The sequence below is a fragment of the Streptomyces sp. NPDC051315 genome (assembly GCF_044455165.1).
Classification (GTDB): Bacteria; Actinomycetota; Actinomycetes; order Streptomycetales; family Streptomycetaceae; genus Streptomyces.
Genome location: NZ_JBITEN010000003.1, coordinates 464,380 through 479,101 on the forward strand (window position 1 = coordinate 464,380; position 14,722 = coordinate 479,101).

Here is a 14,722-nt window from a genome sequence, read left to right on the forward strand (position 1 = left end):
CGCAGAGACCCGGAGCCGACAATCGGTCGTCGACCGCTGCCCGCCCGAAGCGTCGGATGTGGCTCGGGCCGGCGCCCGGGGCGGCTGGCGACGACCGGCGGGGGCTTCGCGCTCCTGTGGACGTCCCGACCGCGGTCACGGGGTCGGGGAGGCGGTCAACGCGTGGACGAGCCGGACGACAGCGGTATCACCACCTGCCCGACACCACACCCCGGGGCATCGAGGTCTTCCCGCTGCTCGACGATCCGCTGCTCGCCGTCACCGCGGCCGACCGAGCCGAGGAGCGGCCCGTCACCCTGCGGGAACTGGCCACGCGCAGTCTCGCCGTACCGCCGCCGACCACGGACTGCGGACAGGCGGTCTTGCACGCCTGCCAGGAGGCCGGCTTCGCCCCCACACCGCGCTACGTCACCGCCGACGTCGCTGCCCAGCTCGCCCTCGCATAGGCCGGCCTCGCCACCGCGCTCGTCCCCCGGACGGCCATCGACCCGGCCACACCCGGAATCCGCACGGCGCCCATCGAGGGCCGCCCCATCCTGCGCCTGCTGTTGCCGCGACCCGTCACACCGAGACCGCGAACCCGACGACCACGGCCGTCATCGATGCGCTGCGCACCGCCGCGCGGCAGGACCGCACCACGCACCTCCCGCCGGATTGGGGCCTACGGCCTGTCGTTCGGAGGTCGCAGGGAATCGGCGGTGCTTCTCGACGCCGCAGATGCGCGTGCCAGGCTCCGCGTCTGCGACCTGATCCGAACGACAGGCCCTAGCCCCACTTGTATCCGTCGCCGAAGTTGAGCGTGTGTTCGAGCACGTCTTCCATAGGATCGTCGATCTGCCCGGTGCTGATGAGCGCGACCACCGGCGCGTTGTGCGAATCCGTGTGGGTTTCGTCCGCGATTGCTGAGCCCGCAGTCACGGCAACGAGGCCCGCTGCGAAGGACATGACGGTCATCATCCTGTTCATGATCGGATCAACGAGATCAGCGATCACAGGATGCGGGCCGGTCAACGACTCGCAGGTCCTTACGTCATGCTTCGGGGCCGCCTGCCCGCGTGAGCGACGGAGTCCCAACGGGCGGTGTCAGGCTGCCCCGAGGGGTTTCAGCGGCCGAAGAAGTAAAGGGCCGGGTCTGTGACCTGCGGCCCTGTGATCGATCGATGCTGTCACTCGCGGATGAGTCGTGGGTGGTCCTCCGCGTTGGTCACCGTGGAGCACCCCCGGACGGCCCCGGGACGGCCCGGGGGATGCTCAGCGGATGAGGACTCTTTGATGCCAGGGTCCCGCATTCAGAAGCGAGGGTGGGCGATCACAGGCGTGACCTGCCGATTCCCTGTCTCGACCGGACTCCGGCCGAAGTCACCCCGCGTTCCCCGGTTCCCCGTGCCTCCCCGCCCGTCGTGGCACGAAAGTGGCACGCCCGAGGGCCACGCCATGGCAGGTCAGGGGGCCAGACAACCCGTGCCTGGCACCTCGGTGGGAACTCCGGGACTGGCCAGGTCCACGAGGCCCGTGACTTCTTGAACGGCGCAGTCGACCGTCGCGACCGGGTCCGGCACGGCAGCGGCGGGTGTCGCAAGACACCCGGCGATCGTGACGGCTACCAGTGCAGTGGCTGCGAAACGAGGCATGAACTTCCTCCAGGAGAGGGGTAATTGCCGACAGCCTGCCCTCATTCCCATACCTGGATCCCCTTTGTCACCCGAACAGGTGTGGCGAAACGATTCCACGCCTCGCGCGCCGAACCGTCCCCAGGCTCGCCACACCACGAGGTCAGCGCGCCGGTGTCCATCGGCGACGCCGGTCTCGCCCTCCGGGTGGCCCGCCCGCTCATGCGTCAGCCCGTCCCCACTGCCTACAGTCGGCAGGACCACCTCTCGTGACCGAGCCCTCTCGTGACAGAGCCGACCCCCTGGGCCGCGCCCGGAGGAGGGGCGAGGAGGGCTTCCTCCGGCGCCACGGTCCGTTCGGCTTGTCCGAGGAGTATGCTCGAATTACCGAGGATATTTCGTGCACCGGCTGCCAAGCTCGTGTCGTTTTCGGCGATCGAATAGGCCGGGCCGGCTGCCGTCGGCCCGGGGCAGGGTTCGCGTCATGACTGCGACCATTTCCCGCTCGCCGACATTCGAAGATCGGCTGTCGTCGTCCTCCCCCGGTTCTTCCTCTCTCCGCCTGTCGCTGGCTCCCGTCGGCGTCGCGCCGGCTCTCCTGGACGGCGCATGGTGGCCCCGCTCCCGCGATCTCGCGGCGGAACTACCCACCCTGACAGCCGTGTTGGATCCGTTGTGGGGGCGGATCACCCGGGTGACGGTGAATCCCACCCACTGGCCGGTCGTTCCGCGCAAGGTGCCCGTGGCCGGGCATGTGGTGAACGTGGGCTGGTTCCTGCCCGAGCAGGATCAGCATGAACTGCTGCTGCTCTCCTACCACGTGGGCCGCTGGAACCTGCTGGTGATCCCGCCGCGGACGGACCCCGTCTCGGCCGCCTGGCTGATGGCCGCCGCGAGCGACCCGTTGGGTACGTCGACCGCGAGCCGGTTGATGGAGGAGGCGGCGCGCCTGTGGACGATGGCGGAGACCGACCGGGCCGTGGAAGCGGCCTGGGACTCCGAAGGCGGTCATGCGCCCCGCGATCCCTCCGCCCGGCCACGGCTCCCTGCAGTCATGGCCGAGGGGGGAGATGGACCCGCTGCGCCCGCCGCGGTCCTGAATCGGCCGATGGGGATGTGAGGACCATGGAGACCTTCATGACCGTGGTCGTCGTCATGGCGATGATCGCTCTGGGCGTGCTCCTCATCCACCTGCTCAACAGGCAGCACAGCGAACGCATCGCAGCCTTCCACTACGGCGGCTTCCGCGCGACCGCGCGGGAACGCCGCACCCGGAAGGGAGTGGAATGAATTTTCGGGATGCCCGCCAGGCTTCTGGCAGACACCGGTCGAACCGTCCGCATCGACCGGTCCGGCGGTCCGGCGACGACACCGTGATCGCCACCCGGAGGACTAGGACCGCTTCTCGTTCCTGGTGAGCCGACCGCTTCTCGTTCCTGGTGAGCCCTCGACAGACCGCCCCCTCACGCGCCCGCGCCGCGATGGCCATGGCCGTACGGGACGACAACGACGCCTCGGCCGAACGGATTCCCACCGCCACCGGCGTCACCCCTGACAGCCGGACGCGCGCGCGTACTGCCCGGTGCCGAAGGCCGCGTTCAGAAAGCCAGTTCAGGTACCGAAAGCGAGTTCAGGAACCGAGGGCAGGAACTCGGTTCGCCGGCCCGGAAGTTCGTCGCCGCGTCCGTCACCCGCACACCCTCACCCGCACCTACGCGTCCCCTCAGAGGAGCCATGGCCCCACAGCTGAACCTCTACCGTCACGACCGCGGCACCCGCGCTCTGATCACCCTCGCGGGAGAGATCGACCTGGTCACCGCACCGCTGGTGCGCGAAGGGCTGGCCGAGTGCCTGCGCGACGGCATCCGCCGTATCGATGTCGACCTCACGGCGGTCACCTTCTGCGACGCCAGCGGACTCAACGCCTTCCTCATGGCATCCCGGCTCGCCGCAGATACCGGCAGGACCTTGCGACTGCACCACCCGTCACAGGGCATGGCCCGAGTCATCGAGATCACCGGTTCCGGATTCCTGCTCCACTCGTTCCACGCCGCCGGCGGACGACCGTCTCGGATCGCCGTAGTCCCGGACGGGGCGCCACGACGCTCCCGGCGGGAGCAGTCGCCGCACGGGGACGGAAGCACCCCGTCCGCCATGGACGCGTAACGCCCGCGCTCGCTGAACCACCGGCAGGCCGAGACCCTCAAGGGACGTGCCGGCGCCGTCCGGGCGGTGCCTGGCAGGGGCAAGGGAGGTGCCCGGCCCCGGGGAACATCGCTACAGCCGTTGGCGCTGGGAATGATCCAGCCAGGGCGTGAGGGTGCCGACTCGGTTCTCGTACTCGCGGCGGGTCTTGCGCTGGGCCGGGACCGCGGGGACACCTTGGCCGCCGTCGAGCGGCCGGCAGCGGGCGAGGAGCCTGGTCGGCATGAAGTCGTACGGCCGCGCCCCGACCTTCCTCGCCCTCACCGCGTACGAGCAGGTCCGCTCCGTCGCCTGCGCCGCCCTCACCCGAGACCACGAGGCCGCCGCACGCGTCGAACTCGCCCTCCCCGACACCGGAGTCTGCGGCGGCCCGGGCCTCTTCGACCAGCCCGCCGGCCACGACCGGGCCGACAGGGGCTGTTGCCTTCCCCCGGCACCAGCGCCCGTCCCGCGGCTGATCCGGCTCGGCACCACCCGGAACCCCTCCGGCTGTTGACCGTCCCTTCATGGTGAACCGCCCGACCCGCTCAGCCCGTTCGAGGTGGAAGGGAGCATGACCGCACTTCACTGGAAGCCCGTCGTCGGCGCGACGGCCCCGCACGCGCAGGCCGCCTTCTGTGCCACCACCCTCGACTACCACCGCGAGGCCACAGCGCCCTCGTCTCCCGGCTCCTGGACGCGGGCGCCGTCCCGCCCGCCGCCACGCTCACCGTCGACGGCCGCCCCGCGCCTGGCGCGACCTGGCCGCCGTCCGCCACTCGGACGAGCCCTTCGACGAGGTCTCGGACACGGGTCTCGGCCGCCGCAGCCCCTTCCAGCGCGTCCCGGAGCCGAAGCCGTCCGGCGAGAACCGCCTCCACCTCGACCTCCACCCGTCCCCCGGCATCCGCAAGGAGGAGGTCGCCCGCCTGGAGTTTCTGGGCGCCGCCCCCGTCCGCGAGGAAACGGAACAGGGCGACTCCTTTACGGTCATGACGGACCCCGAGGGCAACACATTCTGCGTCCACTGACCCCGGTCGCCTCGTCTCGCGCGCGCGACATTAGCAGGCTGTGCCGGGAACCGACGCGAAAGATCGATCAATTAACCCGATCGGGTGACGGCGAACCGTTTCACCGGACAGGGCGGGGCGACGGCGCGAATGATCTCGGCTGAGGTGCGTTCCGCCCCGGGCGTCGCGTTCCGGCCGCCCGGACGTCTTCCACCGATCCTGGAGGGTCCATGCGACACCCTGTCCCCCGCCGGCGCACGCGAGCCCTGGCTGTCGGGCTCGCGCTCGCCGCGGCCACACTCTTACCCTCCGGCTCCGCCGGTGCGGCCGACCAGTACGAGTGGGCCGCGCTCGGCGACTCGTTCACCGCCGGCGTCTTCGTCGGCGACCCGCAGCCCCCGCTGGGGGATCCGTCGCAGGACGGCTGTGCCCGGACCAGCGACTCCTACCCCAGCGTGGTCGAAAGGGAACTCGCCGAGTCCCCGCCGGGCAAGAAGGTCCGCCTGACCAACGTCGCCTGTAGCAGCGCCGTCATCGCGAACATCGCCAAGGTCAAGCAGACGCCGATCAGCCCGGTCGAGACCCCTGCCGGCGGCTGGCCCGCGGTGGACACGCAGATCAAGCGGGCCGGGCTCGACGACGAGACCGACGTCGTCACCATCGCCATCGGCGGCAACAGCCTGCCCTTCGGCGACATCTTCCCCAAGTGCCTCGAACTGGGCGCGATCGACAAGTCCTGCCGCGAGTACTTCACCGACCCGCCGGAGGGGGTGGAGAGCGTTCGGGAGAGGCTCGCCCGGGTCCAGGACGAGTACATCGAGATGCTGGCCGAGGTACACCAGGCCGCGCCCAACGCCAAGGTGATCAGCGTCGGCTACCCGGCCATCATGCCGGCCCAGGCCAGTGACTGCGACCGCGGGTCCCTCACCGAACTCGGCACGACCACCCACGCCGACATCGACTGGCTCCGTGACGACGTCCTCAAGCCGCTGAACAAAACGATCCAGCGGGCCGCGTCGTTCTTCGGCGACCGCTACGTCAACGTCTACTCCTCCAGCAAGGACCACGACGTCTGTCAGCCCGCGGGCACCAAGTGGATGGAGGGAATCTGCGGCGACGCCGCGGACTACTGGCCCACCACGTTCCCCGGCACGTCGGTGGACTGCGGTCCCATCGAGAAGCGCGCCACGATGATCCACCCCAACGCCGCGGGACACGCCAACACCGCGGTCCAGGTGGAGCGAGCGATCCGCATCGCCCTCCGCCAACACTGACCCACCGGCCCGAACCCTGACGCCGGAGCCCGGCCCCCCGGCCGACGGCTCCGGCGTCGGGGCGTCCACGCGGTCACGCCGAGTTCGAAACGGCCATGGGTACGCGGTCAGGCGGGCCGGTACTCCGCGTGAGGAATCGGCCCGGTTCTCGTGCAGCTGCGGCCAGGTGTCGTCTGCGGGGGCCGGCCCGGTCAGCGGCAGCAGCCCCTCGTCCCAGAACGTCACGACGGGCAGGGCGGCCCGCGCCTCGATCAGCCGCGCGTTCGCCGCGGCGATGGTGTCGGCGCGCAGGTAGTACTGGTCGACGTGCACGAGCCGGGCCCGTGAGAGCGCCTCGTAGCCGGGATGCACCACCGGGGCCAGGCCGATGTCGCGCGCCTCGGACACCAGCAGCGTGACCACCGAGGTGGGCAGGTCCTTCATCCGGGTGGTGCCGTCGCCGAGGTGGACGAAGTCGCCGAGGAAGCTGGTCCAGGCGCCAGCGTCTTCGACCCGCCCAGCAGCGACACGAACGGCCTCACCGCGGCGTACCGGTTCGCGAGCGCGGCCCGCATGGCGACCTCGGCCGAGCCCTCGTCCTCGGGCACCAGCGAGACCACCGTGGCCACCGCCGTCAGTACGGCGGCGCGAGGGGCAACCTCCTCCAGCGCCGCCCACAGAGCGGCCACGTCCAGGTCCGTGCCGTGCTCCTCGACCAGCTCCAGCTCCTCGAACAACACCTTCGCCGCCCGCGCGAGCGTGCGCGACGCCTTCTCCGTCTTCCGCTTCCCCGTGTTCAGCAGCCGGGTGGCCATCAGGAATTGGAACAGGTCCAGGGCCTCGTCGATCGGCTTCGCCTCCGGGTGCCGCATCACCGCGGTGAGCACCGCCGTGCGCTTGGGCTCCGCCGCCCGCTCCAGCTGCGAGAACCGGGAACCCTCCGGCGTCTTGAGCGTCGCCACCAGGTCACCGGGCAGCGCGGGGTCCGCGCGACGGGCGGCGCCCGCGACGGTGGCGTGCGGCCTCTTGTCCGCGATCTTCCGGACCTCCGACACCTGCCGGGCCAGCACGCTCACCCCCGCCAGCAGCACCCGGTTGCGGCGCAGCCAGCCCCGGCACCCGCCCGCGATCTTTCCGCGAACCCCAGCGGAGCCCCCAGACGGTGTGCCAGTCGAGCCTGATCGATCTCAGCGCCAACCGCTGTACCGATGTTCCCCGAGGCCGGTGTCGGCGGATGCCCCCGTCCGAGGCTATGGCGATGGTCGGAAAGACAAATCAAAGTATTTCCGTAGCGCTCTGCGCCGTTCGAATGAGTGAGAATTTCCCCCGTCCTGTTTAAGTCGGGCAAAGGATATTTCTGCGTAATATGCGGCAGTACCAACAGCAACAAGGCTTCCCGGGTGATCGGTAAGGGCCCGGTACGCCACGGCCCCCACAGGAAATGGCCTTTCGATGAAGCTGAAGATCCCTCACGCAGCTCACCGCCGCACTTTGTCCGGTTTGCTGGCCTCGGCTCTTGCCGCAACGGTTGCCGCCGCGATGGTCGCGCTGACGCCGACGCAGGCGCTCGCCATCGCTACGCCCGTGCCTTTGGCCACGGCCGCGAGTTTCTCCGTTCTCGCAGGGCAGGGAGTAACCAACACCGGCCCCACGGTGCTCAGCCAGGACCTCGGCACGCACCCGAATCCGTCCATCACCGGATTCCCGCCCGGCCTCGTGCTCGGAGCCGTGCACGCCGGGGACGCTGTCGCGCAGCAGGCCAAGTCCGACCTGGTCACGGCGTACAACAACGCGGCCGGCCAGGCCACGGACTTCGCGCTTCCGGCGGCCATCGGCAACGGCCAGACGCTGCTTCCGGGCGTCCACACGGCTGTCTCCGGTGTCGGGCTCACCGGCGACCTGACCCTGAACGCAGGGGGGGACCCGAACGCCGTCTGGGTGTTCCAGATCCCCGAAGCCCTGACGACAGCGTCCTCCAGCCGGGTGCTCCTCACGAACGGCGCCTCGCCGTGCAACGTGTACTGGCAGGTCGGCAGCTCGGCCACGCTCGGCACCGACTCCACCTTCGTGGGCACGATCATGGCTCTGACCTCGATCAGTGCCAACACGGGGGCGGACATCGAGGGCCGGGCCCTGGCCCGTGAGGGCTCCGTGACGCTCGACAACAACAGGATCTTCCTCAGCGGGTGCGCGACCTCCACCAACGGTGGGACGACCACGGGCACCACGACCGGCACCACGACCGGCACCACGACCGGCACCACGACCGGCACCACCGCGGGCACCACGACCGGCACCACCGCGGGCGCGACCACCGGAACCACCGCGGGCAGCACCACCAGCACCGGCGGGATGATCGGTGGCGGTCTCCTCACCAGTGGCATCGTGGGCGGGCCCCTCGTCAGCACCGGCGGCACCTCCGGCAACATCGCCGGCACCACCGCGGGCGTCACCGCGGGCACCACCGCGGGAAACACGGCGAACACCGCCGGCAACACCGCTGGCAACGCCGCGGGCAACACCGCCGGGATCGGCGGCGACGGGCGCGACCACGGGGACGACGACGACAAGCCCGGCAAGCCGCACCACGGCGACAAGCTGGACCTCGGTCCCTACTTCCAGCCTGTCAAGCCCGACGACGACAAGCCCGACGACGACAAGCCCGACGACGACAAGCCCGACCACGGCAAGACGTCCGACGAGCACTACGGCTACGGCGGGGCGCCCAAGGGCTACGCGGACGACAAGCACTCCGAGAGCCACGAGGGCTAGGCGGAGCACCGCGGCCATCCCGCTCACCGGATGACGGCGCGCGGCGGACTCCTCATCGGGTCCGCCGCGCGCCACCAGTGGTGCACAGCGGAAAAGGCAGGGCGCGAGGATATGAGAAAGACAGGGTGGGCGGTGTCGAGCGGAATTGAATCAGTGACCGTGAAGGAACTCCAGCACTCCGGCTCCGGTCCGGAAAAGCAGGAACGTCCTCACCACACGGGCGGACCTCTCAAGGTGCCGAAAAGTGCCCGTGCACTGAAAGCCGGGCTGTGCGTCGCAGTGGTCCTCTGTCTGGTGACAAGTGTCCTCCACGTGATGCTGGTATTCCTTCACGTGGCACCGGCCAACACCGTCTCGAAAAGGTACGGCCCACAGATCACCGCATGGGTGTACCCCTTCTTCGAACAGAATTGGCGGCTGTTCGCCCCGAACCCCGATTCCGCCAACCGGCAGATTCTGGCGAGAACCGCCCGGACCGGATCCGACGGATCGGTTCGGGTGAGCTCCTGGTTCGATCTGACCGCCGTGGACAGGTCCGCGGTCGAGCACCATGTGTTCCCCAGCCACACGGCGCAGAACATGCTGCGCCGCGCCTGGGTCGGCTACGTCGACTCGAACGGAGGAGACGACAAGGCGACCTCGGAACGCGCCGTGATGATGCGGGAGTACCTGAGCAACATCGCCGCGGACCGCGTCGCCGCCCACAAGGGCGGCGCCTTCGACTTCATCCAGCTCCGCGTCCTCACGTTGCCCATCGCCGCACCCGGCCCGGCGGTCGGCAATCGTCCGCCGAAGCCGGTGGAGAACCGGCTGCTGCCCTGGTGGAAGGTGACCCGCCATGCCGAATGAGCTGCAGAAGACCGCGCCGTCGGGCGCCGACCGGTGGCTCACCGAGCGGGTCACCACCGTGTGGGGCCTCCTGACCGGCCGACCGGTGTCCCTGTACGCCGCGTCGGTACTGCGCATCGGCTACGGACTGCTCTACCTGGCCTTCCTGCTGCGGGAGTTCCCGCACCGCGACGAGATCTGGGGCCCCGGCTCTCCGTGGACGCCCGGACTGGCACGCCAACTCCTCGAAGCGACGGGGTGGCACAGCGTCCTGACCCTGTCCGACAGCCGCGCCTACTTCGAACTCTGCTACGCGCTGGCCCTCGTCACGTCCGCGCTGTTCCTGCTGGGCTGGCACACCCGTGTCATGTCCGTCCTCTTCGCCGTCGTGGTGACCTCGTTCCATGCCCGGGCGATCTTCATGACGGACGGGGGCGACAACCTGGCCCTGCTGATGTCCCTCTACCTCGCCCTCACCGCGTGCGGTCGGCGCTGGTCCCTGGACGCGCGCAGAAACCGGCTGAAGGCGCTTCGCCCGGACAACACGCCGGCACCGGCGAAGAGCCCCTTCACACGGCAACTCCGCGATGCCCGCACCACGTTGGTCACGGTGGTGCACAACTGCGGCATGTTCGTCGTCGCGGCGCAGGTCTGCTTCCTCTACGGATCAGCGGGCCTGTACAAGGTCCAGGGGACTCTGTGGGGTGACGGCACCGCCCTGCACTACGCCCTGAACCTCGAACTCTTCCGGCCCTGGCCCGCGCTCTCCCACTTCGTGGCCGAGTACACGCTTCTGATCGCCGTCGTCGGCTACCTGACCGTGCTCCTGCAGATCGCCTTCCCGTTCGTGCTCTTCAGCAGGCTCAAGTATCCCGTCCTCGCCCTCCTGCTGGGCATGCACATCGGCATCGCCGTGCTCATGGGGCTGCCCCTCTTCTCCGGCGCGATGATCATCGCGGACGCGGTGTTCCTCCCCGACCGCTTCTACACCTTCCTGTCCCGCCTGGGCCGACGCGCGGCCCACCGGACGGACAGGTGGCGCCCGGCACGCGGACCAGCGGCGGGATCCGGAACCGTACCCACGCAAGGCGGCCCCGGCGCACTCGGCTCGAAGCACCGAGTCGTCCTCCCGGCAGGGCGGAGAGACACCACGCCCGCCACCGCGCCCGCGACCTCGCAGGCTCCCCCGAAGACCGACTGAGACAGGCCCGTCCGTTCTCCCGGCTCGCAGGACTGCGATCTCCAGGGCCCGCGTCCGCCCGGCTTCTTGACCCCGTGGAGACGGTCGTGACTCAGCGGGAATCAGGCGTCGGGTGGCCCGCTCGGTGGTCTGGCCGCGGTGATCCTGCGTGCCTGTTCTGCCGCGCGTCGCAGTGCGCGGGCCACCTGGTCGGCGTCGTCGGCGTTCAGCAGGATCTCCTGTGCCCAGAGGATCGAGAGCCTGACCGTGCCGTCGTGAAGGTGTACGGCGACGTCGACTTCTCCGCCGTGGCCTGCTGCGTCCCGGACGTCGTCCAGGCCTGGGTCGCTCGCGAACGCGCTCATGCTCCGATGTTCCACAGCGGGGCGTGGTACTGCCCGCGCAGGGCGCGCGGGCGGCCGGCAGTCACCGGTGGACGGTGCGGATCACACCGTGAGCTTGACCGCCTCGATCCACGAGTTGTTGTCGTGGGTGCCGACGTAGGTGAAGTCGTACCCGGTCCCGGGGTCGTCGCACACCAGGCCGAGCCAGGCGTCGTTGTGGACGTGGGCGGACTGGCAGACGGTGCCGTCGCCACCGCCGACGTTGATGGTGAACCCCAGCATGTCCGGGGCGTCCTCCTCGGTACTGCCGACGTAGTTGTCGATGCCGTCGGCGACACCCGACCACGGCTCGGGGAAGTGCCCCTCGCCATTGGTCGACGCGGGGTCGTGGACGAAGGCGGCGCTGGACGTGCCCTTGGTTCCGGACACGGCGATGTTGACGGCCCTGAGCGGCGTCCCCGAGCCCGCTGTGCCCGCTGTTTCGCCGTCGCACACGGCGTCGGACCAGCCCTGGCCCGCCGCGTAGACCCGGTAGCAGATGTGCCGTCCGCTCGGATCCTCCGCGGCCAGTTGCTGGACGGCGGTCGCCGCGGTCTGCTCCGGTGCCTCGGTCTCCTCCTCGGAACCGCCACCCCCCGCCCCGGCTCCGGCTCCGTCTCCGCCCGCCTGTTGTGTCTCGGTCGCGGCCGGGGGTGCCGTGACGTCGGCGGACGGGGCCTTCGGCGCCCCCGGGGTCGGTGAGGGAGCGGGCGGCAGCGTGCTGATGCCGGCTTCCTCGCGTCTCTCGGCGGCGGCGCTGCGGACCTGGGGCTTGTAGGCGATCCACAGCATCACGCACGTGACCGCCAGCGCCATGGAGACACTGAGGAAGACCGCCAGCCAGCGCGGCAGGAAACCCCGCTGCACGTACGTGCCCTCCACGTCCAGCGGCGTCACACCCGACCGCTGCACCGCCAGGGTGTAGGGCCGGCGCTCCGCCGACCCGAACCAGATGATCTGCCGCGGCTTCAGCGTCGTCTCCACGAACGCCGCACGGCCCGGCTCGATCTGCACATTGCTCGGATGGAAGTCGTACGACAACTGATCACCGTTGTCGCTGCCACTCACCGACGCCGTCAGCTTCGTATTGCCCAGGTTGTCCACGGCCAGTCTCGGACGGCCACGGAAACGGCCCTTCACCGTCGGCGGCACCAACTCCGCCCGCACCTCCGTGAACGGAGTGATGGTGAGGTTCCCCTCCGGAACGGCCGTCGCCTCCGGATGCTCCGTCGGCGTGATCCGCACCGCGTACGGATTCGGCCCCGCCGTCGCATCCGGCGTACGCGGCGGCGCGAACGTCACCTCCACCGACCCCGTCGTCCCCGGATACAACCGCAGCGACTGCGGCTCCACGACGGCCCAGGGCGCGAGCGGGCCCACCGCCTCGAAGCGGTATTCGTCCACCACGTCACCGGTGTTGCGCAGACGCAGCCGCACAGTCGTACTACCACCCGGGTCCACGGTCGCGGAGGCGGGCTCGAGGGAAGTCCAGAGGCTCACTCCCGGACGTTAAACGCAGCAGTGGCGCCGAGTCAGGAAGCCACGGGGCACGACGAGTGCCCGAAGAGGCGGGCCCGGCTGCCCCCACACCAACGCGTACGGCCTGGAATCCCCGGAACCCGCGCTGCCGGACCTCGATCCGCCGGGGCGGGTGGAGGGACCCGGACCTCGGTGCCTGCGGTGGCGATGCGGTCGCAGGAGCTGGCCGGCCGAGGGCGGCGGGACGTCGACGTCGACGACCCGCGGGTCCGGGTCCGGGTCCGGGTCGTCTCGCCGAGCCGGAGCGGATGAACGGCCGACGGGTCCAGGGCGACACCACGTCGGGGGCCGCAACCCGGACTGTGATTCTTCCCGCGTTCCTCCACCGGGAGCCCCGCCGGCATCCGGAGTCGTACGCCGAGCCGGGGCCGGACGGATTGGTCTTCGTCGGGGAGAAGGGCCCTTTCCGGCCCAGAGCCTCCGGGTGGACGTGGCGGCGGGCGCGCGAGGTCGTCGGCGTGCCCGAGGGTTTCCGGTCCTACGACCTCCGGCCACACCGGGCCACACCGGGCCACACCGGGCACACGCTCTCCACCCGGTCGGACGCCACGCTGAAGGACACGTGGGGCCGGCCGGGCAGTCGTCCGAGAAAGCCGCGCTGATCTCTCAGCACTCCGACGGGCGGCGTCGGAGAGAGGTGGCCGCCGACCTGGACGCCATTGTGCGCAGGGCCAGCGGAGCAGCTGCCGACAAGGCCTCGACCGAGTCTTCTGGCACGGATCTGGCACGCGACGACTGATCACCGCACACAGCAGAAAGGCCCGGGTCTCTGACCTGGGCCTTCTTCATGGAGCGGGTGACGAGAATCGAACTCGCGCTCTCAGCTTGGGAAGCTGATGTTCTACCATTAAACTACACCCGCGTAAGACGCCGGTCGTGAGGACCGGTGTCCGATCGCCCCGTCACTCTACCTCATGCCAGGCCCCCGGTGCTGAAGCCGTGGGGTCTGAGTCTGTTTCAGGGGTGGGATCCGGCTGCGGGCGGCCGGAGTTGGGGCGTACGGTGGAGAGGTGGGAGAGGGTCCCGGCGGGGACGGAGTGCCGCCTGGAGGGTCGTCCCGAGCGTCCCGTAATGTGGCGTTTGTCGTCACGGCATCCCAGCCAGACGTGACGCGGCTCTTGGGGAAGGGACTCTAGGACTTGATGGAGCGCACCGTCGTCCGTTGTGCCGATGGGCACGTGTTCAGCACCGCTTCGTTCCCGATGCAGAAGGCCGAGCGACTCGGCCCCGGGCGGCTTCTCCGGTGTCCTCGTTGTGCGCGGTTGCGCAGCGTGGTGCCGGTGAGCCTGCTGAAGCGTTAGGGACACAGAGGCAGACAGGCCTGGCGCGCGGAGTCCGTCCTGGTTGTGGCGGGTCCGCGCGCCTTGCGTATCCTCGGGGCGTGCTTCTCTCAGACAAGGACATCCGGGCCGAGATCGACGCCGGGCGGGTGCGGATCGATCCCTACGACGAATCCATGGTGCAGCCGTCGAGCATCGACGTGCGTCTCGACCGCTACTTCCGGGTGTTCGAGAACCACCGGTACCCCCATATCGACCCTGCCGTCGAGCAGGCCGATCTGACCCGGCTCGTGGAGCCGGAAGGGGACGAGCCGTTCATTCTCCATCCCGGGGAGTTCGTCCTCGCCTCCACGTACGAGGTCATCACGCTCCCCGACGACCTCGCCTCCCGGCTCGAGGGCAAGAGTTCACTCGGGCGGCTCGGGCTGGTCACCCACTCCACCGCCGGGTTCATCGACCCCGGCTTCTCCGGGCACGTGACGCTGGAGCTGTCCAACCTGGCCACCCTGCCGATCAAGCTGTGGCCCGGCATGAAGATCGGGCAGCTGTGCATGTTCCGGCTCAGCTCGCCCGCCGAGTACTCCTACGGGAGCGAGCGGTACGGGTCCCGGTACCAGGGACAGCGCGGACCGACCGCCTCCCGGTCCTACCTCAACTTCCACCGGACCCAGGTGTGACCCGGC

General features: G+C 69.9%; 13 protein-coding genes, 1 tRNA gene and 3 pseudogenes. 11 read left to right on the top strand and 6 right to left on the bottom strand.

The window, feature by feature from the left end:
- Nucleotides 1-116 precede the first annotated feature (116 nt).
- Nucleotides 117-446, top strand: coding sequence for a LysR family transcriptional regulator substrate-binding protein (locus ACIBBD_RS08495; protein ID WP_399418529.1), 330 nt, complete (start codon nt 117-119; stop codon nt 444-446).
- A 319-nt stretch (nt 447-765) separates the two neighbouring features.
- On the opposite strand, the gene ACIBBD_RS08500 is transcribed toward ACIBBD_RS08495, so the two are convergent.
- A complete protein-coding gene (locus tag ACIBBD_RS08500) occupies nt 766-966 on the bottom strand; it encodes a hypothetical protein (RefSeq protein ID WP_399418677.1) in 201 nt (66 codons plus the stop codon).
- Between the two features lie 1,128 nt (nt 967-2,094).
- On the opposite strand from ACIBBD_RS08500, the gene ACIBBD_RS08505 reads away from it, so the two are divergent.
- The 3 genes from ACIBBD_RS08505 (at nt 2,095) to ACIBBD_RS08515 (ending at nt 3,776) form a co-directional block, all read left to right on the top strand.
- Nucleotides 2,095-2,730, top strand: coding sequence for a DUF5994 family protein (locus tag ACIBBD_RS08505; RefSeq protein ID WP_399418530.1), 636 nt, complete (start codon nt 2,095-2,097; stop codon nt 2,728-2,730).
- Nucleotides 2,731-2,735: 5 nt separating this feature from the next.
- Nucleotides 2,736-2,900 carry a hypothetical protein gene (locus tag ACIBBD_RS08510; protein ID WP_399418531.1) on the top strand — a complete coding sequence of 55 codons (165 nt, stop codon included), beginning with the start codon at nt 2,736-2,738 and terminating at the stop codon, nt 2,898-2,900.
- Between the two features lie 444 nt (nt 2,901-3,344).
- Entirely contained in the window at nt 3,345-3,776 is a 432-nt protein-coding gene (locus tag ACIBBD_RS08515) for an STAS domain-containing protein (protein ID WP_399418532.1), read from the top strand.
- A gap of 111 nt (nt 3,777-3,887) precedes the next feature.
- Here the strand turns inward: ACIBBD_RS08515 and ACIBBD_RS08520 are convergent, their stop codons facing one another.
- Nucleotides 3,888-4,040: a hypothetical protein gene (locus tag ACIBBD_RS08520; RefSeq protein WP_399418685.1), complete on the bottom strand. Its 153-nt coding sequence runs from the start codon at nt 4,038-4,040 to the stop codon at nt 3,888-3,890.
- Here ACIBBD_RS08520 and ACIBBD_RS08525 point away from each other — a divergent pair.
- From ACIBBD_RS08525 to ACIBBD_RS08535, 3 genes and pseudogenes are all read left to right on the top strand, one after another.
- Nucleotides 4,030-4,311 (top strand): annotated as a pseudogene (locus ACIBBD_RS08525) (flavoprotein); the annotation flags it as partial. The gene ACIBBD_RS08520 and the pseudogene ACIBBD_RS08525 sit on opposite strands and share 11 nt — an antisense overlap.
- A 57-nt stretch (nt 4,312-4,368) precedes the next feature.
- A pseudogene (locus ACIBBD_RS08530) lies at nt 4,369-4,825 on the top strand (VOC family protein).
- 209 nt (nt 4,826-5,034) lie between these two features.
- Complete coding sequence (locus ACIBBD_RS08535; RefSeq protein ID WP_399418533.1) at nt 5,035-6,078, top strand: SGNH/GDSL hydrolase family protein; 1,044 nt, start codon at nt 5,035-5,037, stop codon at nt 6,076-6,078.
- A gap of 198 nt (nt 6,079-6,276) precedes the next feature.
- On the opposite strand, the pseudogene ACIBBD_RS08540 reads toward ACIBBD_RS08535, so the two are convergent.
- A pseudogene (locus ACIBBD_RS08540) lies at nt 6,277-7,169 on the bottom strand (Tn3 family transposase); the annotation flags it as partial.
- Nucleotides 7,170-7,509: 340 nt separating this feature from the next.
- Here ACIBBD_RS08540 and ACIBBD_RS08545 point away from each other — a divergent pair.
- From ACIBBD_RS08545 to ACIBBD_RS08555, 3 genes are all read left to right on the top strand, one after another.
- Nucleotides 7,510-8,829, top strand: a complete 1,320-nt coding sequence (locus tag ACIBBD_RS08545; protein WP_399418534.1) for an ice-binding family protein — start codon at nt 7,510-7,512, stop codon at nt 8,827-8,829.
- A 159-nt stretch (nt 8,830-8,988) separates the two neighbouring features.
- Nucleotides 8,989-9,678, top strand: coding sequence for a DUF5819 family protein (locus ACIBBD_RS08550; RefSeq protein ID WP_399418535.1), 690 nt, complete (start codon nt 8,989-8,991; stop codon nt 9,676-9,678).
- The gene (locus ACIBBD_RS08555; RefSeq protein ID WP_399418536.1) at nt 9,668-10,858 is read left to right on the top strand and encodes an HTTM domain-containing protein; all 1,191 of its coding nucleotides are present in this window, start codon (nt 9,668-9,670) and stop codon (nt 10,856-10,858) included. The genes ACIBBD_RS08550 and ACIBBD_RS08555 overlap by 11 nt, the downstream gene beginning before the upstream one ends.
- A 101-nt stretch (nt 10,859-10,959) precedes the next feature.
- Here the strand turns inward: ACIBBD_RS08555 and ACIBBD_RS08560 are convergent, their stop codons facing one another.
- From ACIBBD_RS08560 to ACIBBD_RS08570, 3 genes are all read right to left on the bottom strand, one after another.
- Nucleotides 10,960-11,202: a hypothetical protein gene (locus ACIBBD_RS08560; protein ID WP_399418537.1), complete on the bottom strand. Its 243-nt coding sequence runs from the start codon at nt 11,200-11,202 to the stop codon at nt 10,960-10,962.
- 81 nt (nt 11,203-11,283) lie between these two features.
- The gene (locus ACIBBD_RS08565; protein WP_399418538.1) at nt 11,284-12,720 is read right to left on the bottom strand and encodes a hydrolase; all 1,437 of its coding nucleotides are present in this window, start codon (nt 12,718-12,720) and stop codon (nt 11,284-11,286) included.
- Nucleotides 12,721-13,547: 827 nt separating this feature from the next.
- Nucleotides 13,548-13,621: transfer RNA gene (locus ACIBBD_RS08570), tRNA-Gly, on the bottom strand.
- 519 nt (nt 13,622-14,140) lie between these two features.
- Between ACIBBD_RS08570 and dcd the strand changes: the two genes are divergently transcribed.
- Nucleotides 14,141-14,716, top strand: a complete 576-nt coding sequence (dcd, locus tag ACIBBD_RS08575; protein WP_399418539.1) for a dCTP deaminase — start codon at nt 14,141-14,143, stop codon at nt 14,714-14,716.
- Nucleotides 14,717-14,722: the final 6 nt, after the last annotated feature.

Excerpts from the sequence above, each read along its gene's own strand:
- ACIBBD_RS08520 (WP_399418685.1), bottom strand. The coding sequence starts at position 4,040 with ATGCCGACCAGGCTCCTCGCCCGCTGCCGGCCGCTCGACGGCGGCCAA.
- ACIBBD_RS08505 (WP_399418530.1), top strand. The coding sequence starts at position 2,095 with ATGACTGCGACCATTTCCCGCTCGCCGACATTCGAAGATCGGCTGTCG.
- ACIBBD_RS08510 (WP_399418531.1), top strand. The coding sequence starts at position 2,736 with ATGGAGACCTTCATGACCGTGGTCGTCGTCATGGCGATGATCGCTCTG.
- ACIBBD_RS08545 (WP_399418534.1), top strand. The coding sequence starts at position 7,510 with ATGAAGCTGAAGATCCCTCACGCAGCTCACCGCCGCACTTTGTCCGGT.
- ACIBBD_RS08555 (WP_399418536.1), top strand. The coding sequence starts at position 9,668 with ATGCCGAATGAGCTGCAGAAGACCGCGCCGTCGGGCGCCGACCGGTGG.
- ACIBBD_RS08535 (WP_399418533.1), top strand. The coding sequence starts at position 5,035 with ATGCGACACCCTGTCCCCCGCCGGCGCACGCGAGCCCTGGCTGTCGGG.
- ACIBBD_RS08515 (WP_399418532.1), top strand. The coding sequence starts at position 3,345 with ATGGCCCCACAGCTGAACCTCTACCGTCACGACCGCGGCACCCGCGCT.
- ACIBBD_RS08500 (WP_399418677.1), bottom strand. The coding sequence starts at position 966 with ATGAACAGGATGATGACCGTCATGTCCTTCGCAGCGGGCCTCGTTGCC.
- ACIBBD_RS08560 (WP_399418537.1), bottom strand. The coding sequence starts at position 11,202 with ATGAGCGCGTTCGCGAGCGACCCAGGCCTGGACGACGTCCGGGACGCA.